The sequence below is a fragment of the uncultured Enterococcus sp. genome, from assembly GCF_913775425.1.
Classification (GTDB): Bacteria; Bacillota; Bacilli; order Lactobacillales; family Enterococcaceae; genus Enterococcus_G.
On the sequence record NZ_CAJYIS010000059.1, the window covers coordinates 12,874 to 37,264 of the forward strand.

Genomic DNA, 24,391 nt, shown 5'->3' on the forward strand with positions numbered 1-24,391 from the left:
GTGAACAGATTAAAAAGAAAGGACTGTCTTGATGTCATTTTTACTGAACGTTACGTCTACTGTTAGTTCAGATAGTACGAATTCAATTATCGAACCAACTACAAAACAATTAAATGCCCTACAAAAATGGTGGGCTTCAATCGATTGGGAAGCACTGATCGCATTGGTGATCCAAAAAACGATTATGGTCATTTTTCTTATTATTTTATTTTTAATTATTTGGAAATTATCCCTTGCAATTTTAAATCGAGCTCATAAATCTTATGATAAAAAAAATAATGTCAATGCCAGTCGGATGAATACAATGTTTAATCTGATTGGAAACATTATTCAATACACTGTAGGTTTTTTATTTATTTATTCGCTGCTATCCGCATTGGGTGTTCCTGTAGGTTCACTGCTTGCTGGAGCTGGAATCATTGGGTTGGCCATTGGTCTAGGCGCCCAAGGATTTATGAATGATATCATTACTGGATTTTTTATTATTATGGAACAACAAGTCGCTGTTGGTGATTATATCAAATTGACCAATTTGAATATCGACGGTACTGTAACTGGTGTTGGTCTTAGAACGATGAAGCTAAAAGCATTTGATGGTACGGTTCATTTTATTCCTAATCGCAATATCACAACGGTTAGCAACGCTTCTCGTGCCAACATGCGTGTATTGGTAGATGTACGTATCGATCCTTCTGAAGATTTAGAGCAAATTCGTACAGTCATTCGTAAAGTCAATCATGAGATTGAAGTAAAATATGAAGACAGCATTACCACACCACCTGCTATTTTTGGGATGGTTGATCTCGGAAACGGAATGTTTGCGCTACGTAGTACACTCTACGTCAAAAACGGTTTCCAATACCAGATCGAAGAAGAATTACTCAACGCTTCAGTCAGTGCGTTAATCAAAGCTGGCTTTACGATTCCAACAACACCTATTTTACCAACAGTTTAAAAAAAGTCGCAATAGAAGTGACTAGTGCTAAAACAAGCCACATCCTTACCTATTTCGGTAAGAGTGTGGCTTGTTTTTTTAGAAACTTTTTTTACGTTACTTATTCAGTATTTAGGGGGTGTGACAGCTGTTTGTCAGCCCCCTTTTTTGTGTATCTTTTTAATGTACTGTCACTTTTTCAATCAAATCATAACGTCTTTCCAACTGATGCGCGAGATGATTAACAGATTTTAAAATTTCCTTGCGCGTAACGATCCCTGTAAACACACCTGTTTCATCGACTTGAGGTAAAAAAGGGCGATTTACTAATTGATGCAAGATTTCTTCAACATCATTATGTGTGATGCATGGAATATTGACTTCCATCACATCCGCGACAGTTAAATTTTCTAAGGCACTGACATCTAGTCCAGTCAGCCCCATCATTTTATTGACAACATCAGATAAGCCAATAACTCCAATAAAACGGTCTTCATGATCTAAAACCGGAATCTGATTGTATCCTACTTTTGATAGTACTAATAATGCATGTTCTAAACCATGTGTATAGAGCACAGTGGCGACATTTTCGGCAGGAATCACTAAATTGTCTTGATTCTCCAAAAGTAACTGCTCTGTTTTCGCGCCTATCAAGTGATAACCTCCCATATTTCGTTGTTTTCTTTAGTGTAGTACAGTTATTTATAAAACGATAGTCTTGTTAAGGATTCTTATGTTTTACAAATTCAAAGTGTAAGCCTTCGATCGGTTGCATCGTACGATCATAGTACGTAACACGATCACGTGTGGGTGTACTGTCGATAATCGCAAAACTTTTATACGGCAATCCTCGCGGTTGGCTGATACTCCCTGGATTCAAAAATAAGCGCTCACCTAATTGTTCACAGCCTAGACGGTGCGTGTGCCCAAATACAACGATCGTTGCATTGACTTGTTGTGCAAGCAAGCCTAGTGAAGTCATCGAATGATTGACTTGATAGCGATGACCATGCGTGATTAAAATCGTATCTTGTGTTGTTGTAATGATTCGATAGTCTTCAAAAAGCGGATCAAAATCACAGTTTCCGCCCACTACTTGGAATGTTTCCCATAACGGATCATTACCAGGTAATTCTGAATCTCCACAATGCAATAACACGTCCACTTGATCGGCAAACGTTGTCGCGATCGTTTCTAAAATCTCTCGATCGCCATGATTGTCACTGACTACTAAATATTTCATTTCGTTTCTCCTTCCAACCATCCTTGCCAAATTGCAGCTAATTTTGTCATCGCTTGCCCACGATGACTGATCGTATTTTTCTCAGCTCCTGTCAATTCGGCCGCCGTTTTATTGAGTTTTGGTACGACAAATAACGGATCATAACCAAAACCGTTCTCTCCTCTTGGAATACGCCCAATACGACCTGGCCATTCAGCCGACACGACAAGAGTTTCACGTTCTGGTGCTGCAAAAGCTAATGTACAATGAAATTGTGCAGTACGTTGTTCATCAGCTACGTCTGTTAATTCATGCAATAATTTTGCATTATTTGCTGCATCACTTTTTTGCAACCCTGCAAAACGTGCAGAATAGACCCCTGGCAATCCGTTTAATGCATCGACTTTTAACCCTGAATCATCCGCTAGTACGGGAATATTCAATTGTTGTGCAATCGTTTCTGCTTTCAAACAGGCATTTTCCGCAAATGTCTGCCCTGTTTCTTCTACTTCAGGTAACTCTTTGTAGTCAGCTAATGTTTTGATCTGATACCCGGCTTTTGCAAATAAAGAGGCGAACTCTTTCGCTTTTCCTTGGTTGTTTGTAGCAATCATGATCGTTTTTTCTTCAAGAGGCATCGCTACTTGTGTTGTTGTCATCAGTTCAGCAAGCAACGATTCTGCTGCGCGCTGACCTAAAATAAAACTTTCATTGATCCGTTCGATGTCAAAAACTTCAGGCGAATCATTGTACCAATCAATAAAACGACCGTCTTTACACATTACCATAACCAGTAAAAATTCTGCTTTAGACTCTTCGATTGCGTCTGGATCAACCAACATTTCTTCTTGTTTTGCTAATGTCACCGCTGCAAAATCATCAATCAATGCAAAAGCGTGTTTCTTTGTCATCTGTTGCTTCGCTATAGCTTGTGTTAACACGAGGTAAAGCGCATTGATAACAGCTGCAGTGACGCTACCGTCTGCTTGTTGAATCGTTACGACTACCTTAAATCCGAATGATTGTTTGCCAACAATGACTTTTTTTAGCAAGCAATGAAGTGTATTGGGTAAGGTATCCATCAGTTTTGCGCGTTTGATTTGATCATTTGTAGCATCTTCTGGAAAATAGATGACCGGTACTGCTAATGTTTCACATTCAACCAAAGAGACCTCTAGTTTCGTTTCACCTTGTTGATAACTAATCGTAGCAAACGGATATTTTTTAGCTTGAGTTGTCCATGACACGTCTCGATGATCAAGAGCATAACGTCCATTATATCTCATGAGTAGTCCCTCCTAAATGGATTTTTTGCGACTGAGCGCGATTGATCGGTAACCACTGGGTGGCGATCGCATCAAACAACGCAGTCGATCCTGTTGTATAAAAAATAGCACGTTTCTTTAATGGATTGGGATTAGCAAGTTGAAAATAATCTAATAATACGCTGACTTCGCTCACCGTTTCTGCTCCAGAATCAATCAACGTCACACTGTCTCCCATGACGTTTTGAATCAAAGGTCGTAGTAACGGGTAATGCGTACAGCCTAATACTAAAGTATCCAATCGTTTATTTAGCAACGGTTGTAGTGTTTGTGCTACGATTTTTTTGGCCACTGCTGTTTGCAGTTGATTGCTCTCAACGATCGGGACAAATTTAGGACAAGCCAGACTTGTGACCTGAATCTCTTGTTGTTTGGCTTTTAACGCATGCAAATAAGATTGACTTTTTACAGTCCCGATCGTTCCGATAATGCCGATTTGTTGGTTTTTTGTTGCTTTGACCGCTGCTCTAGCACCCGGCAAGATCACACCGACAACCGGGATCGGTAGCGCATTTCGAATGGCATCTAATGCGACAGCTGTTGCCGTATTACATGCAATAACGAGCATTTTGATATTTTGTTCCATCAAAAAATTAGCCATCTCAAACGTATATTCGATGACTTGTTCTGCAGGTCTCGGCCCATACGGACACCGTGCTGTATCACCTAAATAGAGAATATGTTCATTTGGTAATTGCTTCATCGCTTCTTTGACGACCGTTAATCCGCCAACACCAGAATCGATGAACCCAATAGGTTGTTCATTTGTCATCTTCATCCCTCAATTGATTGTATAATCTATCGTTATTTTATCCTAAACAAAAAAAGATAGCTACCCTTGGGCACTATCTCTTTTGAAATTATTGTTGATAAGAATATTTTTTGGTTTCTAAATAGCGTGACAATAACGACAATAGATAACAAATCATAAAGTAACCTAAAGTTAAGGCTACGTACATCGGAATCACATAATTTGAATTTTGTCCATAAATGATTTTAGCATTGTGCGTAAATTCGGGTAAGGCGATGATGATCGCTAGTGACGTGTCTTTAACTAGCGAGATCAATTGACTGACAATCGCTGGAATCATCGAGCGAAATGCTTGCGGAATGACGATCGAACGCATCACTTCAATATAGCTTAATCCCGTTGACAATCCGGCTTCCATTTGCCCTTTTGGTACAGCGTTCAATCCTGCTCTAAAAATCTCTGACAGCATTGCCGACTCAAAGATCGTCAACGCAATGACAGCTGACCAAAAGATATCAAAGCGAATCCCGATTTGTGGTAAGGCAAAATACGTAAAGAAAATAATCAATAATAAAGGTAAATTACGAATCACATCCACGATGACACCAACAATCCGTGATAAAAACGGAACGCTAGAAAAACGCAATGTCCCTAAAAGTGCCCCAAAAATAAAACTAAACACAATCGACAATACCGAAACTTCGATTGTTACCCATAATCCATCAAGTAAAAAACGAATATTTACCCATGAAAATGCATCAAAAAAACTCATATCCTTTGCCCCTTTCTATGAACGAACTGCCCATTTTTTCTCTAAATAACTCATCCAGTACGATAATGGTAACGTTAAAATCAAGTAAAAGATCCCAACGATAATATATGTATCAAAGGTATTAAATGTAGTACTTGCAATCAGATCTCCTTGATACATAATATCTAGACCGGCAACCATGGCTAAGATCGAAGAGTTTTTGATTAAATTGATAAATTGACCGCCCAGTGGTGGGATAACGATTTTAAAAGCTTGCGGTAAAATGATATAGCGCATCGTTTGGCTATATGTCAATCCTGAAGAAAGTCCCGCTTCCATTTGACCTTTAGGAACCGTTTGAATCCCAGCTCGCACAGTTTCTGCGATAAATGCTGAAGTATAAATGGTCAAACCGATCGTTCCAGCTTGAAATCCGGTAATCGGTAAAAAATACAGTGGGATCACAACGTAAAAAAACATCACGATGATCAATAATGGAATGTTTCTAAAAAACTCGACGTATGCCCGTGCAATTCCTTTGATCCATTTATTTTCGGATAGTTGAAAAATCGCCATCAATGTTCCGATAATCAAACTGGCGATCAAGGCGATCAAACTCGCTAAAATCGTATATTTAAAGCCATCAAAAAATAATTGGCTATTTTGTTGAAACAGTTGGATCATGCGTTTTCCTCCTTATTCTGCTTTCCCGCTTTGGTCGTCTGGAAACCATTTGTCATAGATTTTGTCATACGTACCATCTTCATGGATTTCTTTTAACGCTTGATTGATCGCATCGACAAATTCGGTTTGTCCTTTATTGATGGCAATCCCGTATGGTTCATTGGTAAACGTACCTCCAGCTAATTCATAATCAGGATTTTCACTTGCCATCCCTAATAAGATCGCATTATCTGTTGAAACCGCTTGTCCTTGACCGGCTTGTAGGGCCGTAAATGCTTCCGCGTAGTTTTCCATTTCTAAAATCTTTGCATCAGGCGCTTCTTTACGAATATTTACCGCAGAAGTTGATCCTTTTACGACCAAGACAGTCGTATTTGCATTTAAATCTTTAACACTCTTGATCGGACTTCCTTTTTTCACTAAAAGAGCTTGTCCGGCATCAAAATACACATTTGAGAAATCGACTTGTTTTTTTCGTTCTTCGGTAATGGTCATTGTGGCAATAATCGCATCGATGTTCCCATTTTTTAATAAAGGGATACGTGTCTTAGAAGTAACCTCGACAAAATCTGCTCGACCGTCACGACCTAAAATTTTTTCTGTCAACGCTTTTGCGATATCGATATCAAATCCTTTGACCTCTCTTGAAGCCACATCCATCAATCCGAATAACCGCGTATCGTTTTTGACGCCCCAAACGATCCGGTCATTAGTTTTCACTTGTTCCAATACATTTTTAGATGACACACTTGCTGCTTTACAACCACCTAGTCCTACTAGGAATAAGAGCAACAACGGAATCAACATCTTTTTTGTCAGCTTCATCTACGTTCCTCCTAGTGATTGATTACTTTACTGATAAATTGTCGTGCTCGTTCTTCTTTAGGATGTTCGAAAAATTCGATGACATCACGACTATCTTCTAATACTTCACCATCGGCCATGAACACGACACGGTCTGCTACTTCACGGGCAAATCCCATTTCGTGGGTCACAACGATCATCGACATGCCTTCATTCGCTAATTTTTTCATCACATCTAAAACGTCCCCGATCATTTCAGGATCAAGTGCTGAAGTGGGTTCATCAAACAAGAGCACTTCTGGCTTCATTGCCAGTCCTCTAGCAATGGCGATCCGTTGTTGTTGTCCTCCAGATAACATCGATGGATAGGAATCTTTTTTATCCCACATGCCAACGCGTTTCAATAATTTCTCAGCCGTATCATTGGCTTGTTCTTCTGTTTGCTTTAAAACTTTCATCGGCGCCAATGTGATGTTTTCTAGCACCGTTTTATTTGGGTATAAATTGAAGTGTTGGAACACCATCCCTACGTTCTTACGGATTTCGCTTAATTTACTTTCCTTACTGCGAATATTCACTCCATCAATCAACAATTCACCTGAGCTGATACTCTCTAATCCATTGATTGTGCGTAACATCGTACTTTTACCAGATCCAGATGGCCCAATGACCACCACAACTTCGCCTTTTTCAAAATGTAAATTAATATTTTTTAACGCATGAAATTTTCCGTAATATTTTTCGACGTTTTTAAATTCAATCATCTGAAATCCCCCTGAAATGCAATCTTTTTTTAATATTATTTTAATATTATAACCGTAGTTTTTAGGTTTTGTAAATCTTTTTCTAGTTATTTGTCATATAATATAACATGAGATTGTGGATTATTCTATCATTTTGGTCAATTGTGACTTTGTCTCTCAGAGTTGTTGTATTCCCTGAAAAAAAAAGGTAAGATGAAAGAAATCATTATAGAAAAGGTGAACGACATGAACACAATCCTAACTGGAGATCGTCCTACCGGTCAATTGCATTTAGGGCACTATGTCGGCTCGTTGAAAAAAAGAGTCGAGATGCAAGCTGATCCAATGAACCAATTATTTATTATGGTAGCGGATATCCAAGCATTAACAGATAACGCCAAAACTCCTGAAAAAGTCTCTGCAAATGTTTTGCAAGTCGCTTTAGACTACCTTTCAGTCGGACTTGATCCAACGAAATCAACGTTATTTTTACAATCTCAAATACCCGAATTAGCAGAACTGACGATTTATTATGCGAATCTAGTGAGCGTCAATCGCTTACGTCGTAACCCGACTGTAAAAACGGAAATCGAACAAAAACAATTCGGCGAAGGTGTCCCAACTGGCTTCTTTATCTACCCAATTTCTCAAGCTGCAGACATTACAGCCTTCAAAGCGAACTTAGTCCCTGTAGGTGAAGATCAAAAACCAATGATCGAACAAACTCAAGAAATCGTGCATAGTTTCAACTCGATCTACAAACCCGTACTAGTTGAACCAAAAGCTGTACTACCACCTAAAGGAATGGGGCGCCTTCCTGGTATCGATGGCAATGGTAAAATGAGTAAATCACTGAATAACGGTATCTATTTAGCTGATCCAAGCGATATCTTGAAAAAGAAAGTGATGAGTATGTATACTGATCCAAATCATATCCACGTCGAAGATCCTGGCCAAGTCGAAGGCAATATGGTTTTCACTTATCTGGATGTTTTTGGAACGGATCATGCACATATCGAGGAATTAAAAGCACAGTATCGCCAAGGTGGTTTAGGTGATGTGAAGATCAAACGCTACTTGATCGACGTGTTAGAAGACGTATTGGCTCCGATTCGTACGCGCCGTGAAGAACTTGCAAAAGATCCTGAATATGTGATGAATATCCTAAAAAATGGGAGTCAAGAAGCACAAAAAGTGGCTGCAAATACTTTAGATGAAGTCAAACGTGCGATGGGCATCCAATATTTCTAAACAACAATGACAGCAATCACAAAATAAGCCAAAGCATGCCGATAATCGGCATGCTTTGGCTTATTTCTTCTGCTCTTGGAGTATCGTTTTGCATTTTTAAAGGGTGTGACAAAATTTCGTCACACCCTTTGTTTAGATTTAGCGAATGGTTGCGTGTAAGGTTTCTGTCAACGCACGTTCCACTTTTTCCATTGCTTTAGTAATTTCTTCATCCGTCAATGTAGCTTCAGGATTTTCAAATAGCAAACTATACGCCATTGATTTTGAGCCGTTTTCGATCGATTCTCCTTGATAGACATCAAATAAACGAATCGATTTCAAGAAGCGTCCTGCAACCGCTGTAATCGTACTTACAATCGTCGTATGGGCAACAGCTTCATCGACAACAAATGCCACATCACGACTGACAGTTGGAAATTTGGTTACGACTTGATAAACAGTCGTCGTCGGTAACGTACTCAAAACATCTACCGATAATTCTAATACATAGGTCTCAGAGATTCCATATTGTTTGGCAATTGTTGGATGGACTTGACCGATAAATCCGATCACTTGATCGTCTACTTTGATCAACGCTGTTCGCCCTGGATGTAACTGTGCGAGCGTATCGGTTTGTTCCAATGTTACACCACTTAAGTTTAATTGCGCTAATAGTCCATCGAATATGCCTTTTGCTCTGTAAAAATCGACTGGATCTGCTTTAGTTTGCCAATCTTTTTCAATCCAGTTTCCAGTCAATGCAAAGGCAACATGTGTCTCTTCGAGTGGTAATGTAGTGTGTCCATTTTGATAAAATACGCGTCCAATTTCATAAATCGCAAGATCCGTATTTTTACGTGCTGTATTGTAAGCAACATTATCCAATAAACCAGAGATCAAATTCATGCGTAACGCCGAACGGTCTTCTGTCATTGGCCAATCTAATTTTGTGATGGCACTTGTTTGATACATAAATTGTTGGACTTTTTCAGGTGTCGATAGCGCATAACTGATATTTTCCGTCAAACCAAATCCTTCTAATACTTGGCGTAAACGACGCGTGAATCGTTGTTTTCCACTCAAACTTCCCATAACTGTTTCACCACTTGGTAATGTTGATGGTAAACGATCATACCCATAGATACGTGCGACTTCTTCAATCAAGTCTGCTTCAATCGTAATGTCCCAACGACGTGGCGGAACACTAACAACAAATGTTTCTTCTGTCGTCGTACACCCAAAGTCTAGTGCCGCAAAAATTTTCGCAACTTCTTCAAGCATAAGCGTCGTTCCTAAATAATGATTGATACGTTCAAGTGAAATTTCAATTTTTGTATCTGTAACGTCAAGTGTGGCTCCAATCGCTTTACCTGCTAAAATCTCACCGCCAGCTAATTGCGCGATCATCATTGCAGCTTTATCACATGCTTCATCGATTGTCGCATGATTGATTCCTTTTTCAAAACGCGCTGAAGACTCACTACGTAGATTGAATTGCTTCGATGTACGACGGATATTGATTGGATCAAAAATAGCCGCTTCTAATACTACAGCCGTGGTCTGATCTGTGATTTCAGAATCCAATCCGCCCATAACACCAGCTAAGGCAAGTGGCGTGTTTCCATTTGTAACAAGTAGATTTTCACTCGTCAATTGCCGTTCTTCGCCATCTAATGTCACAAGCGTTTCTTTTTCATGCGCACGGCGGATCACCAATTGTTCAGATCCGATTTTAGCTGCATCAAACGCATGTAAAGGTTGTCCGTATTCTAATAGAATATAATTCGTGATATCCACGACATTATTAATTGGGCGAATACCTTCGTTCATCAAACGAACTTGCAACCACTCTGGACTTGGCGCGATCGTCACGCCTTCAATAATCCGGACTTGATAAGCTTTCGCCAATGTATTTTCTTGAACATCGACTGTCAATACTTCGCTAGCTGGTTTTGCATTTTCTGTTAGTTCTACCTTAGGAAAGACAGGTTTTTGATTGTAGATCGCCCCGACTTCATAAGCGACACCACGCATACTTAATGCATCTGCACGGTTTGGCGTAATCGATAGTTCAATCAACGCATCGTCCATTTCTAAATAAGGAAATACCGAATCTCCGGCTTTGGCTTCTTCTGGTAAATAATAAATTCCTTCTGCGTAAGCTTTAGGGATCACACTATCTGAATACCCGATTTCTTCTAATGAACAAATCATTCCATTTGAAACTTCTCCACGCATTTTACTTTTTTTGATTTTTACATTATCCACGATACGTGCTCCTGGCAATGCCACGATCACATTGATTCCAGCTTTGACATTTGGTGCACCACAAACGATTTGGGATACTTCCTCTTCACCAATATCGACTTGGCAAATATGCAAGTGATCAGAATCTGGATGATCGATACACTCGACTACGTGTCCCACGACGATTTTTTTCAATCCTTCTTCTAAGACAGTGATTCCTTCAACTTCGATTCCGGTAACAGACATTTTATCTGCTAATTCTTTAGGTGTAACGTTGGTTAAATCAACGTATTCATTCAACCATTTATAAGATACTAACATCGATTATTCCCCCTTGAACTGCGCTAAAAAGCGTTGATCATTTAAATAAAAATTCCGAATATCATTGACGCCATAACGCAACATCGCGATACGATCTGGTCCTAAACCAAAAGCAAATCCACTATAGGTCGTAGAATCGATCCCAGACATTTCTAATACATTTGGATGGACCATCCCAGCACCTAAGATTTCGATCCAACCAGTGTGCTTGCAGACATTACAACCAGCACCACCACATTTGAAACAACTCACATCTACTTCAACAGACGGTTCAGTAAACGGGAAATAACTTGGACGTAAGCGAATGCTTCGCTCTTCACCAAACATTTGCTTCATCAAGACTTCCAATGTTCCTTTTAGATCGCCCATGGTTACATGCTTATCGATAACCAATCCTTCGATTTGATGGAACTGATGGCTATGTGTTGCATCGTCGGTATCACGACGAAATACTTTCCCAGGTGAGATCATTCGTAATGGACCTTTTGTAAAATCGTGCGTTTCCATTGTTCGCGCTTGAACAGGTGAGGTATGTGTGCGTAATAACAATTCTTCTGTTAAATAAAAGGTATCTTGCATATCACGTGCTGGATGATCTTTAGGTAAATTCATCCGTTCGAAATTGTACTCGTCTTGTTCGACTTCATAACCTTCGATCACTTGATACCCCATACCAATAAAAATATCTTCGATTTCTTCCATGATCTGTGTCAAGATATGACGTGTTCCTCGTTTAATTTGTGTCCCAGGCAACGTCACGTCAAGTGTTTCTTTGGCCAACGCTTCGGTCAACGCTTGCGCTTCTAATGCATCTTTACGTGCTTCTAAATGACTTGAGATCGTATCTCTAATCTCGTTAGCAAAACTTCCTACTTTAGGGCGTTCTTCAGCAGATAGATCTTTCATTCCACGCAAGACTTCTGTGATCGGGCCTTTTTTACCTAAAATTTCAACACGAATTTGATTCAATGTTTTTAAGTCTGTGATTTCTTTGATTTTAGCAAGTGTTTCCACTTGTAATGTTTCCAATTTTTCTTGTAACGACATGGAATTTTCCTCCTCTAGTACTCTTTCAATCAAATAAAAAAAGCCTTCGTCCCTATAAAGGAACGAAGGCTCGCGATACCATCCTAATTCGTGAGATACGTCTCACGCTCTTTATTCATTAACGATAATAGTCTACCGGCATTTTCTCAAATGCAAACTAGGAAGTGAACTTCATTTTTCCATGCTGGATTTGCTTACAGTCTATGGCAAATCTCCCTTTTCAGCTGGGACAAAACTACTCGTTTCCGTCAACGTTTTTTCTTTATCCAATTACTGACAGTGTACTAAAAATGAGTGAAAAAAGCAACTAGGCTTCGTCAATTGTACACCATTCTTCGCTCCATCGTTTAACTGAAGCAAAACTTTCATGCAATGCAATCCCTTTTTCGGTCAACGAATACAAATGATCATTTTTTTGAACGATTTGTTCTTCTTCCAATTCTTTCAATCGTTCCGCCAACACGCGATCACTTAACATCGGGATCGTTTTTGACAATTCCACAAAACGTTGGCCATGCTCTTCTAATAACACGTCAATAATCAAGCCGTTCCATTTTTTCCCTAGAATCGAGAAGGCTTTTTCAAATCTTGGACAAAGAGTATAATTCACTTTTTTTGTTTCCATTTCGTCTCACCTCTTTGACTATAGTCTACCATATCTCTTACAATTTGTAAGAAATGCCGCTTGATCCTTTTGGTCCGTCATAAGGATAGCACGTTTTGCTCAGAAAGCAAGACCAAATACGTTTTGGTTACTTCTTTTCCTAAAGACTGCTCCAAGGCTTGTTTATATAGACGCAATTGCCCTCGGTAACGTTCAGCTAGTTGCATCGCGGTTTGTCCTGAGCGAATGTGGTCGGTTTTAAAATCATATAATACAATCGATTCATCGTATTCGATATACCCATCGATAATGCCATGAATCAACAATTCTGAATGCGGATCATCAAAATCTTGATAAATGTCTGCTGCTGCTTTTAGCATCGAAAAAGGTTGTTCTCGAAAGACTCGTTGTGGCTGTTGTAACAATTCTTGTCCTAATGGTGTATCAAAAAACCATACTAAATGATCGATATTAATGGCTGCCACCATCTCACTAGGAAACTGTTTCGTTGCCAGTAATGCTGTCTTTTGTTGTTCTAAAGAAGCTTTAGTGGGCTTTTTAGTCAAATCAACTTGCTGCAATAAATAATGTGTCGCTTGTCCTACAACGGTCGCTTTGACTTCCTTTTTTGCTAAAAATTTTGGTTGACTAAACGTATCGACTTGGCGATAGGCCTTTTCTTGCGGTGCATTCCAATCTAACAGTTGCAATTCTTGTTCGTCTGGATCATTATATAGCCGCTTGATTTCTGATACCGACTGATAACTAGATGTCTTCGTTGCTTTTTCATAGGGATAGACATAATTGAGGCGTTTCACTAGCGTATCTGATAATGCACCAAATTCAGTTGTTGTGAAGATCTGTTGTGGTGCGTGCGCTAACTGAGCCTTCATTTCTTGATAACGTGTATTCAGTGTTTCATTGTCAACAAACGCAAAAGAAAATCGCCCATCATGGCTGATTTTCTTCCCTCTTAAACGAAGTTCGTCTAAAAAAGGTTCGAATAAAGGATGTCGAACTAATGTCATTCCGATCCAGTCCATCAAAGACGCTTTAGTCGATAGACGCAGTTGCGGATCTAAAAATTGTTCTGTTTGAGACAATGCTTTTGACCATTTACCTAACGCTTCTTCTTGTGTTTTATACGAACCCACCAAAAAGAGTTTTTGCTCTGCACGCGTCAAGGCAACATATAATTTACGCATTTCTTCTGATAACAATTTAACGAGTTTGATTTGTTGGATAGCCAGATAAGGCAAACTCGTAAAACTCGTACGTGTCTCGTCGATCCACTTGACGCCCAGGCCAAAGTGTTCGTCCATCAAATAAGGTTTTACTAGATCTTGCGTATTGACTTCTTTGGTCATATCCATCACAAAAACTACTGGAAATTCTAATCCTTTACTTGCATGGATCGTCATCACTTGGATCGATTCTTCTTGGACTTTTGCGACTGGCTGAGACAGGTCTTTGTTTTTCTCACGCATTTTCTCAATGAACCGAATAAATGGATAGAGCCCTCGGAAACTCGTTTCTTCATAGCGTTGCGCTCGATTGACCAAGGCCATTAAGTTGGCATAGCGTTGTTCACCTGAAGGCAGTCCTAAAACATAATCTGGATATGCTGTTTTAGCATAGATATCTTGTAAGACCGTTGCGATCGGTTGCCGTTTTGCCAGTTCGCGCCATGCGTTCAATTGATCTAAAAAACGCGTCAGCTTCGGTTTTAATAGCACATGCTCTTCTGGATAGCACACTACCGCTTGATAAAAGGTCGAATCGGGATGTTCTAAACGAATATCTGCTAGTTCCGATTCATTTAATCCGACAATAGGCGAACGCAAGACGCTGACTAGCGGGATATCTTGCAGTGGATTGTCGATGATCTGCAACAAACTTAACATCACTTTTATCTCGGTTGCTTGGAAATAGTTTTGTGCATCTTTGATCGCAAGCGGTAACTGGTATTCTTGAAAAATATCGATCATCGTCAAATGTGCACTACGTGTCGGCGTCAGTAACACGATATCTTGATAAGAAAGTGGACGCAATGTGGCCGTTTTACGGTCAAAGATCGGATAGCGTTGTTCGATCAAGTCTCGTATTTTTTGCGCCACGAGATGAATCTCGCCTTCTGTTTTCGTGCTGATCACCGTTTCTTTTGCTGTGGTCTGCTTTTCATAAATCAATAATTCAGGTACGAGCTGTTGGTTACTCCCTTCAGGATAATATGTCGCTCCACTCACTAAACGCGCTTCATCTTGATAGTCGATTTGCCCCACGCGTTGGTCCATCAATTGTTCGAAGATCAAATTGGTAAACGCCAATACTTCTTGACGTGAACGGAAATTTTCCTTTAAATCGATTTTCTCCCCCATCTGATGCGCTTTAAAGGCAGCGTATTTTTCAATAAATAATGTTGGATCGGCTAAACGAAAAGCGTAAATCGACTGTTTGACGTCGCCTACCATAAAAAGGTTCCCTGGTTGATGGGTCGCCACACTCTCTAAGATTGCTTGTTGCAAGCGATTGATATCTTGATATTCATCCACCAACACTTCATGAATGCTGTCACGATATGCTGCTTGAACATCTAATTCTGGCGTTTTCACTTGTAAAATCGCCAGTGTTAAGTGTTCTAAATCGTTGAAATCCAATATATTTTTTTGTTGTTTACTTTTTTGATAGCGTGCCATAAATTCATGGACCAAGCGTACCGCTTCTTTTACGATCGGTTGTGATGCCGCCAAAATCGTACGCATTTGTTCAGGCGGATAAGGTAGCAAGACACTTGCTTCTTGTACCAATTGCTTGGCGAGTTCTCGTAAAGGTTTGACCAATTGTGCGCTCTCTTTGTCTTCTGCCTTGCGATAACTTGGAAAACGATCAAACGAAATACTGGTTAACGCTTCATAGAGTAGATCGATTTGATCTTGTTCTAAATACGCAAGCAAGCGTGCAATTTGTTGTTGTTCCGTTTCCAAAAGAAGTGCTAATTTGTCTAACTGTTGACCATAAGCATACGCTTTGAGCAACTGTTGTTTTGCTTCACCTAATTTTTCTGCAATCTGTACTTTAATACACGTTTGATACAGTGGCGTTTTCGTGATATCTTCTTCTACTTTATAAGCGTCTGGCAATGCATCTAACCAAGCCACAGGATCTGGATTGGCCCTAGAAAATTCGTACAACTGTAGCAATAATTCTCCTAGCATTTGATCCGATCGATCGCTCATAAAATTCTCGACAAAGGCATAAAATTCTGGGGTTTTTGCTTCGTAAGCTTCTTCGATCAACGTTTCCATTACTTCTTCTTTTAAAAGAAGGCGCTCCGTTTCATCAGTTAACAAACGAAAACCAGGTTCTAAATCCAGGACGTAATAATATTTACGGATAACACGTAAGCAAAATGCGTGCAACGTTGAAATCATCGCTGTCGGCAACAACTGGATCTGCTTTAAAAACCACTGACGTTCTTGAGCACTTGCTGTGTGGAGCAATTCTTTTAGCGCAACTTCGATCCGCTGCTTCATCTCTCTTGCAGCAGCTTCGGTAAAGGTCACGATCAACAATTCATCGATCGCATGTCCTTGTTTAATCTTCTCAATCACGCGTTGGACTAAAATACGTGTTTTTCCTGAACCAGCAGAAGCCGAGACCAATACATGATGGCCCGTCTCAAAGATCGCTTGCCATTGTTGATCCGTATACATTGCACCCTCTGGCTTATTGGGGATCTTACTCATGAATAATACCCTCCATTTTTTTCAATATTTCTTGTTTTGGTATGGTTTCAATTTTTTGGTAGTGGTTTTCTGGCAACATCGCATCGAATTTGCAAACACTACGAAATGGGCAATGTTCACACGCTCTAGCTTGTTTTTCCACTCGTAGACTAGGATTTAACGCAATCTCACCACTTTGCAAACGATCGGCGCTATGACGCATTTTTTCTCGATTATACGCTCTTAATGTCTCAACTTCGTTTGGCGTATAAAAGCGGTCTTTACTTTGAGCAATCATAGTGTAGTCATCATGTTTGTCTTTGCGAATGGGAAATACTTCAGAATGCTGACTTTTAACCAAACTTGTGTCGTAAGCGGCAAATAAAGCCTGATCTTGAATAAAGAGTCCAGAATATTTATACGCCTTCAACCGTTCACTTTCGCGTTTTTCTTCCGCTGTACTTCCACTTATCAAAGGATCTTGCATTTTTACATAGTACGCCCCAGCTGGCTGTACTTCACGCTTACCTACTAACTGTGCCGCATCTTGCAAGACGACATCTAAATACGTCACCAGTTGCATGGCTAGCCCATAGTAAACTTCAGTCGGATCAAATTCTTTTTTACTAGATTTGTAGTCGACAACAGAAAGATACGTTTTTTGGTCGACATCGACTTGGTCGATGCGATCGATTTTTCCTCTGACGTACAGCTTACCTCCGCTAGCTAAATCAAGTTCTAATCCCTTGATTCCTTTTTTCGCCGCTACTTGACCAAATAATACTTCTGTTTGAACTGGAGATAATTTGGTTTTTTGGCTTTGTTCGTGTAATGCCCAACTGACCCGGTTGATCGTTTTGCCTAATTGTTGGAACAAAAAGTCCATCCGAGCCGAACGACTAAGTAGTTGATAGCGTGTTTCGCCAAAAATTTCTTTTAAGACTTGTTGCATGAATTCTCGTCTAGTTTCTGGTGTTAAACTCGATAAACTAATATTTTCTTTGATCAAAATACTTAAAAAGCGATCAAGTGCATCGTGGAAAAATTCACCGGTAACAGCAGGTGTAATCCCATAGATATCGCGTTCTTTCAACTGTAGCCCATATTGCATAAAGTAACGATATTCACATTCGTGGAAGGTTTCAAGACGTGAAACCGAACTATACATTTCACGCCCATATAATCGTTGGGCTTGTTCTTGCGTTAGAGCAACAGGTACGTTCTGATCATCTTGACTTAAAAACACGCGTTGCGCCAATGTATTCCATTTGCTTTGTCTAACTTTACGCTGTAGTTGGGACCAAGCAGTCGGTAGCGAACGTTCGTCTTGTTTCGCTTGCCTTGTTAGCTGATTGATCTGTCTGATCGCCCCTCGATATGACCCGACATAATCTAAAGGATCCGCAGTCAACGTGAGCAATCCTTTTTTCACGAGTAGCTGTGGCATACTTGATAAAAAGCGTGCGAGATATGGTGAAGGTTGCAAGGTATGATCGGTTTCAGAAGTCGCTGGATACGTCAAATACAACAATTGCGTACTCGATAAAAATAAACTATAGGCCACGTATGGTTCTTTTTGACGTGTTTCTTTTGCCCGGTCATAAATATAGCCTAATTCACCTAATTGTTCATTTAACCATTCGCGTTCTGTGACATCTAATAACGTATGATTTTCGACTTTACGTGGAAAAGCAGTTTCTGTTAACCCTAAAGCAAAGGTCACTTTACTTTGATTTGGACGCGCTAAATCCAAACGATTGATTTGCACTTGATCTAGTGAAGTCGGAATTTTACCGAAGCTCAAATTTTCTAAACTGCTCATCAATAATACAGTAAATCCTTCCCAGTCAAATGCTTCCTCGTCATAGATATTCACAAATTCATCTAGAATATCCATTAAATGTTGCCATGTTTGTTCATGGTTACGCGCTTCATCTAATTGACCACGTAAAACTGCTTGATTGCGCCACTGGATGAGTTGTTGATCAATTTGTTGCTCCAATAAAAACTGATAAAACAACGTGATTGCTTCTTTCATCGTACGGGCTTTTTTTAATTTGCTTAACGGTTGATACAATTGTGTGTAAAAGGCGCGACGCAACTGATTTGTCTTCAACGTTAAGGCTTCATCTCTGATCGGTTGTCCTAAGATAGGATCATAAGCGTAGATCTCCCAGTCCGTTTTACTGATCCATAACGTACCGCTTAGATGATGAGCCAAACTAATGTTTTCTGTTTGATCCACCAATTCGCGAAAAGAAGCGATTGGTTTATCATAGTCTGTTGGGATAAACAGTTCTGATTTTAAAAGATTAAAAATATCGGTTTCGCGATAATAATAACGATCTAAATCAAACCACGTTGCTAAAAATTGAACAATTGGATGCTGACGAATTAACTTTTCTTGATCGATATAAAATGGAATATCCAATTCACTAAAAATCGGTTCGATATAAGGAACATAAAGTGCTAGATCTAACGTAGACAATTGAATATCTTTATAGGTCAACGGGAGCTGATGTTTATGTTCTCGACTGACCAAACGCTTGATTTCTAGACCGATTTGACGGACTTCTTCTTCTGGTGTTTCGACTTGCCAAATCGTTGCATATTCACTCATTACCGAATCGATCGTTACACCTTGCATCTGCTGGGTACTCTCCCAAAATTCAGACAGTGCCAAGCGTCCTTTGCTACGCGGTGTTGTCGCAAGCGGCGTATCGATCACATGATCAGGCAAGATCGTCAGCTGGTGTTGGTTCATCCAAGTCGCAATCTGAGTATACGTTCTAGCAGCATCATAGAATAAATCAAGCACCTGGGTATGTTGCTGACGATTCGTCAAAATAAGATCTACAGTTAACGTACTGTGTGTCATGAGTTGGGTCAGTAATTGGAACTCTTTGGCTTGAAAAGATGAGAACCCTGTTACAATAAACAGCGTTTGCTTTAATTGCGCTGCTAAAGTCGCCTCTGGTGTTTTCAAATACTGGATCAACCATTGTAGAGGATCATAGAGCGTGACTTGATGGTGCACGAGTTCTTGTTCATATGCTGTAAAAATCAACGTCAATTCACTTAATTTTGTTTGCAATTCACGTTTTAACGTAATTTGTGTCGTGTCGATTTCCTGTAATTGTTCCGTCGTAAGTCCACTCAATTGAAATTCTTGATACAACTCGAGTAATTGGGTCAAAAACCCTACTTTATCGATCTCCCCACGAAATAGGTGCAATTGTTCCTTTAGATTGGTCAACACCTTACGCATGAGTAATTTAGCACCGATTTCTGTAATCGTGTCTGCTTGATAGTGTCCGCTTTGCTGTGCGTAATACCAAGACAGACGTTGGAAACTAAAAATCTGTGTCTTCATACTACTAAAATGCGTCTGCTCGCTTTCTTGTTTCAAGGCTTGTAAAATTTCGATTTCTCGTTCAAATTTATTGTAGTTAGGGACCAAAAAAAAGACACGATGGTTGGCATCTTGTTGTAACCACTCGTCTGCTTTTTGGACTAACGTCTCTGTGTGATCACACACACCATCGCCTAAGACAAATTGTACTGTCATCGTTTCCTCGTCCTCTCTTTATATTAATTTTAAAAAAACAAAACATATGTTCATTTTACCATTATTCGTACTTTTTTTCTTGGCCTTTCCATGAAAAATTCGAGAAGTTCACACGTTATCCTTCTTGCATCAAATTCTTTTCAATATATGGTTTTTTTAGAGTATGTTATACTATACACAAGTCCAACGAGACAATAAAAAAAGAGGTGAATCTATATGAGACAATTTTTAGATCATATGCAACGTTACGCTTGGGTTCGAACGATCGTTTATGTTATTATCGGCTTTTTATTATTGATCGAACCTAAAAAGTTTTTTAACGGAGTGGTGTATGTATTAGCCGCTTATGTCGCAATCATGGGGATCATGAATTTATGGACCACATATCGCATGCGCAAAGACACTGGTTTTGTCGGATTTGGCGTGACAAGTGGTGTATTGCTTCTCATCGCTGCTTTGGCCATTTTAGTTTTGTCAAAACCAATTATCTCGATCTTCCCGATTTTCTTTGGGATTATTTTGATTATTCAAGGGTTAGTGTATTTGATGCAACAGCCTAAAGGTGTACGCGTGGTCAATCGTACACGTTGGCCCCGAGTAGTGTTTGGGTTATGTTTATTGATTGTCGGATTGTTACTTTTATTCAATCCCTTCAAAAGTATCTTACTTGCGCTACAACTAGCAGGTGTTGTGATCATTTTATCAGGTATTGAAACCTTGATCACTTCTCTACGTTCACGTTAAACATTAAGGCTGTGACAGATGATTGTCATAGCCTCTTTTTTTATGATGATTTTTTCATTTTTATTGAAATTTTCAGAATATTTGTTATAGTGTTAGCAAAATCATAGAATATGTAGGTGAAGATGTGCAAAAAGACATTCATGAGTTTCGCTCGGTAGGGTTGATCCTTGCCTTTATCGGTGGTGCGGTCGATCTATATACGTATATGCATTACGATTCTTTCGCTTCTGCTCAAACCGGAAATTTAATCTTAGCAATCATGCAAACGATAGATGGTCAATGGGGAAGTGTTTGGAAAAAATTTCTTTCGACACTTTTTTTCTTTTTAGGCATTTTTTTTGGGAAAGCTTTGATGCATTATTTCCGCAAACGCAGTTGGCCATTTTGGCGTTTGATCATTCTTTATGCAGAAACACTACTCTTTTTCTTATTCAGTCTATCGTTTATCCACGAGCATACAACGTTAGTGACCATTGCGATTTCCTTTATTACTGCCGCTCAGTGGATCTCATTTGACAAGATCAATGGTCGTGTCTATACGAGCTTATTTACTACGGGAAATTTAAAAGGCATGGCTGCTGGTCTTTACGATTATCTGTTGACACGAGATAAACAGGCTTTAGGTACGTTTATCCATTTTACGTTAGTCGTCGTTGCTTTTTTGATTGGCGCCGTCGTGTTGGGGATTAGTTATCGCGTATTTGCTGAAAAATCGATTTTGATCATCTCAGCTTTATTTTTATATTTGTCGATCAGTCAAACGATTTTAGTCTTACGGTATTACCGCAGTGATTACTCTGCGTAACACCTAACAAAATGAGCCAAATAATTACCGAAACCGGTAGTTATTTGGCTCATTTTTTTAAAGCTGTCCACTTTTGCTACAGCTTCGTTTGGTTATTCATTGATATTTAAAATCTCTTTCACACAAGGCAACATCTCATCTACTGGGATGGTACGATCGTGTAAAATAGGGGATTCAAATAATGTTTTTACAGCCGGCGGAACCGTCAGCTTTGTTTCTTCATACAGAGCAGTTACCCACCCAAATTCATTTTCAACATGTTTGACTTCATCAAAGGCACGTACCACAGATTCAGGGAATTTATATGGACTTGCCGTCGATACGATCAAGGCAGGATCTGAAAGTTGCGTCATTTGGTCTAGTGCATGTTTGGCTACCGCTGTATGTGGATCGATCACATATCCTTCACGATCAAAAACTTGTTTGATCGCCAATTGCGTTTGTTCATCCGTGGCATATGCCACTAAAAAGTCACTTAATCCTTCACGTAAAGCGACCTCTAATTCATAACTTCCTTTCGTCGTAAGTTCTTCCATCAAGTAGCTTGTCGTGTCGGTATTTTGTCCTGAAACTTCGTACAATAAACGTTCCAAATTACTTGAAATCAAAATATCCATCGAAGGCGAGCTCGTGACGTAAAATTCACGATTTCGATCATACGTGCCACTCGTGAAGAAATCTGTTAGCACGTTGTTTTGATTGGATGCACAAATCAATTTTCCAATCGGCACACCCAGTTTTTTCGCATAGTAAGCCGCTAAAATATTTCCAAAATTTCCAGTCGGTACACTGACATCCAGTGTTTGCCCGTTGGTCAGTTCTTGTTGGTGTATCAATTGTGCATAAGCATATACATAATAGACGACTTGTGGGATCAAACGCCCGATATTGATTGAATTTGCTGATGAGAATTGTTTTTGATGTGATGCCAATGTTTGACGTAACGCAAGATCATTAAACATCTCTTTCACGCGTGTTTGCGCATCGTCGAAATTCCCTTCGACTGCGACAACAAACGTATTGTCGCCTTTTTGAGTGCGCATTTGCTGTTCTTGAATCTTACTGACGCCTTCTTTAGGATAAAATACAATAATTTTCGTATTCTCGACATCCGCAAACCCTTCCATTGCCGCTTTTCCTGTATCTCCAGAAGTGGCCGTTAAAATCACTAATTCATTTGTCGACTGATTTTTCTTTGCCGCAGTCGTCATCAAGTAAGGTAAGATCGATAACGCCATATCTTTAAAGGCTAATGTCGGACCATGGAATAATTCTAAATAATACTCCGTCCCCACTTTTTTTACAGGTGCAATAACGTCGGTATCAAATTTATCGTCGTAAGCCGCTTTGATACACGCTTTTAATTCAGCTTCTGAAAAATCACTATAAAAAGCTTTCATGATCAATAGCGCGATCTCTTGATACGATTGTCCCTTTAATTGTTCAAAGTCTAAGTTTACTTGTGGGAAATGTTCAGGTACAAATAACCCACCATCTGTAGCTAATCCTTGTAAAATCGCTTGTGACGCTGTAACGTGTTGTTGTCCACCACGCGTACTCGTGTAGATTGTTGTCATAACAGACCTCTTTTCATTCTCTCGTAATTTTCATTAGTTTATCATTTATTGCGAAAAGAAACTATACTTTCTCTGAAAAAGAACAAGATTTCTTTGAATATTTGCGGCTTTCTCGGTATGATTACCTTAAAGGAGAGATCACTATGCATACGCTAAAAGAACGAATTATTGCCGAAAGTAAACGCATCGGCATCGATAAGATCGGTTTTACCACTGCTGAGCCTTTTGCTGACTATCGGGAATCGTTATATGCACAAAAAGAGGCTGGGCATACTTCTGGTTTTGAACATCCAGATATCGAAGAGCGGATCGATCCATCACTGACATTTGATCAACCTAAATCGATCATCTCGATCGCACTTGCTTACCCTACTAAATTACATGAAGAACCTGACCGTAAAGAAAAGCGCGGACAATTCGCACGTGCTTCTTGGGGAATCGACTATCATGATGTATTAAAAAGTCGACTCAATGAATTGATTGCCTTTATCAAACAAGAAGCCCAACAAGATGATCCACGCTTTAAAGCCGAAGTCGATACTGGGGAGTTCATCGATGTCGCCGTTGCACAACGAGCGGGCTTAGGCTTTATTGGAAAAAACGGGTTATTGATCACTGAAGAATTCGGTTCTTTCGTTTATCTAGGTGAGATCGTCACTAATTTAGAATTCGAAGCAGATACGCCCATTCCAAATGGTTGTGGTTCTTGTACACGTTGTATCACGGGGTGTCCGACCACAGCACTATTAGGAAATGGACAAATGAATGCCAAAAAATGTTTATCCTATCAAACACAAACAAAAGGCATGATGCCGATCGAATATCGAAAAAAAATCCGCAATATCATCTATGGTTGTGATATCTGTCAATTGGTTTGCCCTTATAATAAAGGCAAAGATTTTCATTTTCATGCTGAGATGGAGCCAAAACAAGAAGAAGCTTTTCCAAAACTAGTCCCGATGTTGCAGTTATCTAACCGAGAATTTAAAGAACAATTCGGACACTTAGCTGGATCATGGCGCGGAAAAAAACCACTCCAGCGCAATGCGCTTATGGCATTAGCAAACCTAGGTGCAAAAGAGCATCTACCTGAAATCATGCAATGCTTAAAAGATCCTCGTCCGGTGATTCGGGCAACTGCCGTTTGGGCCATTGGGGAATTAACAAAACGTTATCCAGAAGAAACGATTTTATTATTTGAAGAGTTGTTAGAAAAAGAGCAAGATGAGATGGTGTTAGCAGAGCTGACAGAAACGATCGCTCGTTTAAAACGACCTAAAAGACGCAGTAAATCATAGTCATATTTTGC

The 24,391-nt window shown here is 39.6% G+C and carries 19 protein-coding genes; 5 read left to right on the forward strand and 14 right to left on the reverse strand.

Features of this window, described 5'->3' with window-relative positions:
• The first annotated feature begins 31 nt into the window (after positions 1-31).
• The gene (locus tag QZ413_RS06530) at positions 32-955 is read left to right on the forward strand and encodes a mechanosensitive ion channel family protein (protein ID WP_297077701.1); all 924 of its coding nucleotides are present in this window, start codon (positions 32-34) and stop codon (positions 953-955) included.
• 159 nt (positions 956-1,114) lie between these two features.
• Here the strand turns inward: QZ413_RS06530 and cbpB are convergent, their stop codons facing one another.
• The 8 genes from cbpB to QZ413_RS06570 all read right to left on the reverse strand — a co-directional run bounded on the left by cbpB (position 1,115) and on the right by QZ413_RS06570 (position 7,235).
• Complete coding sequence (cbpB, locus tag QZ413_RS06535; RefSeq protein ID WP_297077703.1) at positions 1,115-1,588, reverse strand: cyclic-di-AMP-binding protein CbpB; 474 nt, start codon at positions 1,586-1,588, stop codon at positions 1,115-1,117.
• A 67-nt stretch (positions 1,589-1,655) separates the two neighbouring features.
• Entirely contained in the window at positions 1,656-2,177 is a 522-nt protein-coding gene (locus QZ413_RS06540; RefSeq protein WP_297077705.1) for a metallophosphoesterase, read from the reverse strand.
• The gene (locus QZ413_RS06545) at positions 2,174-3,442 is read right to left on the reverse strand and encodes an XTP/dITP diphosphatase (protein WP_297077707.1); all 1,269 of its coding nucleotides are present in this window, start codon (positions 3,440-3,442) and stop codon (positions 2,174-2,176) included. Before QZ413_RS06545 ends, QZ413_RS06540 begins: the two co-directional genes overlap by 4 nt.
• Positions 3,432-4,253 carry a glutamate racemase gene (gene racE / locus QZ413_RS06550; protein ID WP_297077709.1) on the reverse strand — a complete coding sequence of 274 codons (822 nt, stop codon included), beginning with the start codon at positions 4,251-4,253 and terminating at the stop codon, positions 3,432-3,434. Before racE ends, QZ413_RS06545 begins: the two co-directional genes overlap by 11 nt.
• A gap of 88 nt (positions 4,254-4,341) precedes the next feature.
• A complete protein-coding gene (locus QZ413_RS06555) occupies positions 4,342-5,004 on the reverse strand; it encodes an amino acid ABC transporter permease (RefSeq protein ID WP_297077711.1) in 663 nt (220 codons plus the stop codon).
• Between the two features lie 15 nt (positions 5,005-5,019).
• On the reverse strand, positions 5,020-5,667 hold the full coding sequence (locus tag QZ413_RS06560) for an amino acid ABC transporter permease (RefSeq protein ID WP_297077713.1): 648 nt from the start codon (positions 5,665-5,667) through the stop codon (positions 5,020-5,022).
• A gap of 12 nt (positions 5,668-5,679) precedes the next feature.
• Entirely contained in the window at positions 5,680-6,492 is an 813-nt protein-coding gene (locus tag QZ413_RS06565; protein ID WP_297077715.1) for a transporter substrate-binding domain-containing protein, read from the reverse strand.
• A gap of 11 nt (positions 6,493-6,503) precedes the next feature.
• On the reverse strand, positions 6,504-7,235 hold the full coding sequence (locus tag QZ413_RS06570) for an amino acid ABC transporter ATP-binding protein (RefSeq protein WP_297077717.1): 732 nt from the start codon (positions 7,233-7,235) through the stop codon (positions 6,504-6,506).
• A 225-nt stretch (positions 7,236-7,460) separates the two neighbouring features.
• On the opposite strand from QZ413_RS06570, the gene trpS reads away from it, so the two are divergent.
• Positions 7,461-8,465: a tryptophan--tRNA ligase gene (gene trpS, locus QZ413_RS06575; protein WP_297077719.1), complete on the forward strand. Its 1,005-nt coding sequence runs from the start codon at positions 7,461-7,463 to the stop codon at positions 8,463-8,465.
• Positions 8,466-8,603: 138 nt separating this feature from the next.
• Here the strand turns inward: trpS and pheT are convergent, their stop codons facing one another.
• The 5 genes from pheT to QZ413_RS06600 all read right to left on the reverse strand — a co-directional run bounded on the left by pheT (position 8,604) and on the right by QZ413_RS06600 (position 19,956).
• Entirely contained in the window at positions 8,604-11,012 is a 2,409-nt protein-coding gene (gene pheT / locus QZ413_RS06580; RefSeq protein WP_297077721.1) for a phenylalanine--tRNA ligase subunit beta, read from the reverse strand.
• A 3-nt stretch (positions 11,013-11,015) separates the two neighbouring features.
• Positions 11,016-12,059 carry a phenylalanine--tRNA ligase subunit alpha gene (gene pheS, locus QZ413_RS06585; RefSeq protein ID WP_297077723.1) on the reverse strand — a complete coding sequence of 348 codons (1,044 nt, stop codon included), beginning with the start codon at positions 12,057-12,059 and terminating at the stop codon, positions 11,016-11,018.
• A gap of 307 nt (positions 12,060-12,366) precedes the next feature.
• A complete protein-coding gene (locus QZ413_RS06590; RefSeq protein ID WP_297077725.1) occupies positions 12,367-12,684 on the reverse strand; it encodes a helix-turn-helix domain-containing protein in 318 nt (105 codons plus the stop codon).
• Between the two features lie 77 nt (positions 12,685-12,761).
• Positions 12,762-16,409, reverse strand: a complete 3,648-nt coding sequence (gene addA / locus QZ413_RS06595; protein WP_297077727.1) for a helicase-exonuclease AddAB subunit AddA — start codon at positions 16,407-16,409, stop codon at positions 12,762-12,764.
• The gene (locus QZ413_RS06600) at positions 16,402-19,956 is read right to left on the reverse strand and encodes a PD-(D/E)XK nuclease family protein (RefSeq protein ID WP_297077729.1); all 3,555 of its coding nucleotides are present in this window, start codon (positions 19,954-19,956) and stop codon (positions 16,402-16,404) included. The genes addA and QZ413_RS06600 overlap by 8 nt, the downstream gene beginning before the upstream one ends.
• A 216-nt stretch (positions 19,957-20,172) precedes the next feature.
• On the opposite strand from QZ413_RS06600, the gene QZ413_RS06605 reads away from it, so the two are divergent.
• Together QZ413_RS06605 and QZ413_RS06610 are read left to right on the forward strand one after the other, a co-directional pair.
• Positions 20,173-20,700 carry a DUF308 domain-containing protein gene (locus QZ413_RS06605; protein ID WP_297077730.1) on the forward strand — a complete coding sequence of 176 codons (528 nt, stop codon included), beginning with the start codon at positions 20,173-20,175 and terminating at the stop codon, positions 20,698-20,700.
• Between the two features lie 124 nt (positions 20,701-20,824).
• A complete protein-coding gene (locus tag QZ413_RS06610; RefSeq protein WP_297077732.1) occupies positions 20,825-21,505 on the forward strand; it encodes a YoaK family protein in 681 nt (226 codons plus the stop codon).
• Positions 21,506-21,597: 92 nt separating this feature from the next.
• On the opposite strand, the gene thrC is transcribed toward QZ413_RS06610, so the two are convergent.
• Positions 21,598-23,082 (reverse strand): threonine synthase, encoded by a 1,485-nt coding sequence (gene thrC / locus QZ413_RS06615; protein ID WP_297077734.1) that lies wholly within the window; start codon positions 23,080-23,082, stop codon positions 21,598-21,600.
• 143 nt (positions 23,083-23,225) lie between these two features.
• Between thrC and queG the strand changes: the two genes are divergently transcribed.
• The gene (gene queG, locus QZ413_RS06620; RefSeq protein ID WP_297077737.1) at positions 23,226-24,380 is read left to right on the forward strand and encodes a tRNA epoxyqueuosine(34) reductase QueG; all 1,155 of its coding nucleotides are present in this window, start codon (positions 23,226-23,228) and stop codon (positions 24,378-24,380) included.
• Positions 24,381-24,391: the final 11 nt, after the last annotated feature.

Bases quoted from the DNA above. Each gene is read 5' to 3' on its own strand.
- QZ413_RS06530 (WP_297077701.1), top strand. From the start codon at position 32: ATGTCATTTTTACTGAACGTTACGTCTACTGTTAGTTCAGATAGTACG.
- QZ413_RS06540 (WP_297077705.1), bottom strand. From the start codon at position 2,177: ATGAAATATTTAGTAGTCAGTGACAATCATGGCGATCGAGAGATTTTA.
- QZ413_RS06545 (WP_297077707.1), bottom strand. From the start codon at position 3,442: ATGAGATATAATGGACGTTATGCTCTTGATCATCGAGACGTGTCATGG.
- racE (WP_297077709.1), bottom strand. From the start codon at position 4,253: ATGACAAATGAACAACCTATTGGGTTCATCGATTCTGGTGTTGGCGGA.
- QZ413_RS06555 (WP_297077711.1), bottom strand. From the start codon at position 5,004: ATGAGTTTTTTTGATGCATTTTCATGGGTAAATATTCGTTTTTTACTT.
- QZ413_RS06560 (WP_297077713.1), bottom strand. From the start codon at position 5,667: ATGATCCAACTGTTTCAACAAAATAGCCAATTATTTTTTGATGGCTTT.
- QZ413_RS06565 (WP_297077715.1), bottom strand. From the start codon at position 6,492: ATGAAGCTGACAAAAAAGATGTTGATTCCGTTGTTGCTCTTATTCCTA.
- QZ413_RS06570 (WP_297077717.1), bottom strand. From the start codon at position 7,235: ATGATTGAATTTAAAAACGTCGAAAAATATTACGGAAAATTTCATGCG.
- trpS (WP_297077719.1), top strand. From the start codon at position 7,461: ATGAACACAATCCTAACTGGAGATCGTCCTACCGGTCAATTGCATTTA.
- pheT (WP_297077721.1), bottom strand. From the start codon at position 11,012: ATGTTAGTATCTTATAAATGGTTGAATGAATACGTTGATTTAACCAAC.
- pheS (WP_297077723.1), bottom strand. From the start codon at position 12,059: ATGTCGTTACAAGAAAAATTGGAAACATTACAAGTGGAAACACTTGCT.
- QZ413_RS06590 (WP_297077725.1), bottom strand. From the start codon at position 12,684: ATGGAAACAAAAAAAGTGAATTATACTCTTTGTCCAAGATTTGAAAAA.
- addA (WP_297077727.1), bottom strand. From the start codon at position 16,409: ATGAGTAAGATCCCCAATAAGCCAGAGGGTGCAATGTATACGGATCAA.
- QZ413_RS06600 (WP_297077729.1), bottom strand. From the start codon at position 19,956: ATGACAGTACAATTTGTCTTAGGCGATGGTGTGTGTGATCACACAGAG.
- QZ413_RS06605 (WP_297077730.1), top strand. From the start codon at position 20,173: ATGAGACAATTTTTAGATCATATGCAACGTTACGCTTGGGTTCGAACG.
- thrC (WP_297077734.1), bottom strand. From the start codon at position 23,082: ATGACAACAATCTACACGAGTACGCGTGGTGGACAACAACACGTTACA.
- queG (WP_297077737.1), top strand. From the start codon at position 23,226: ATGCATACGCTAAAAGAACGAATTATTGCCGAAAGTAAACGCATCGGC.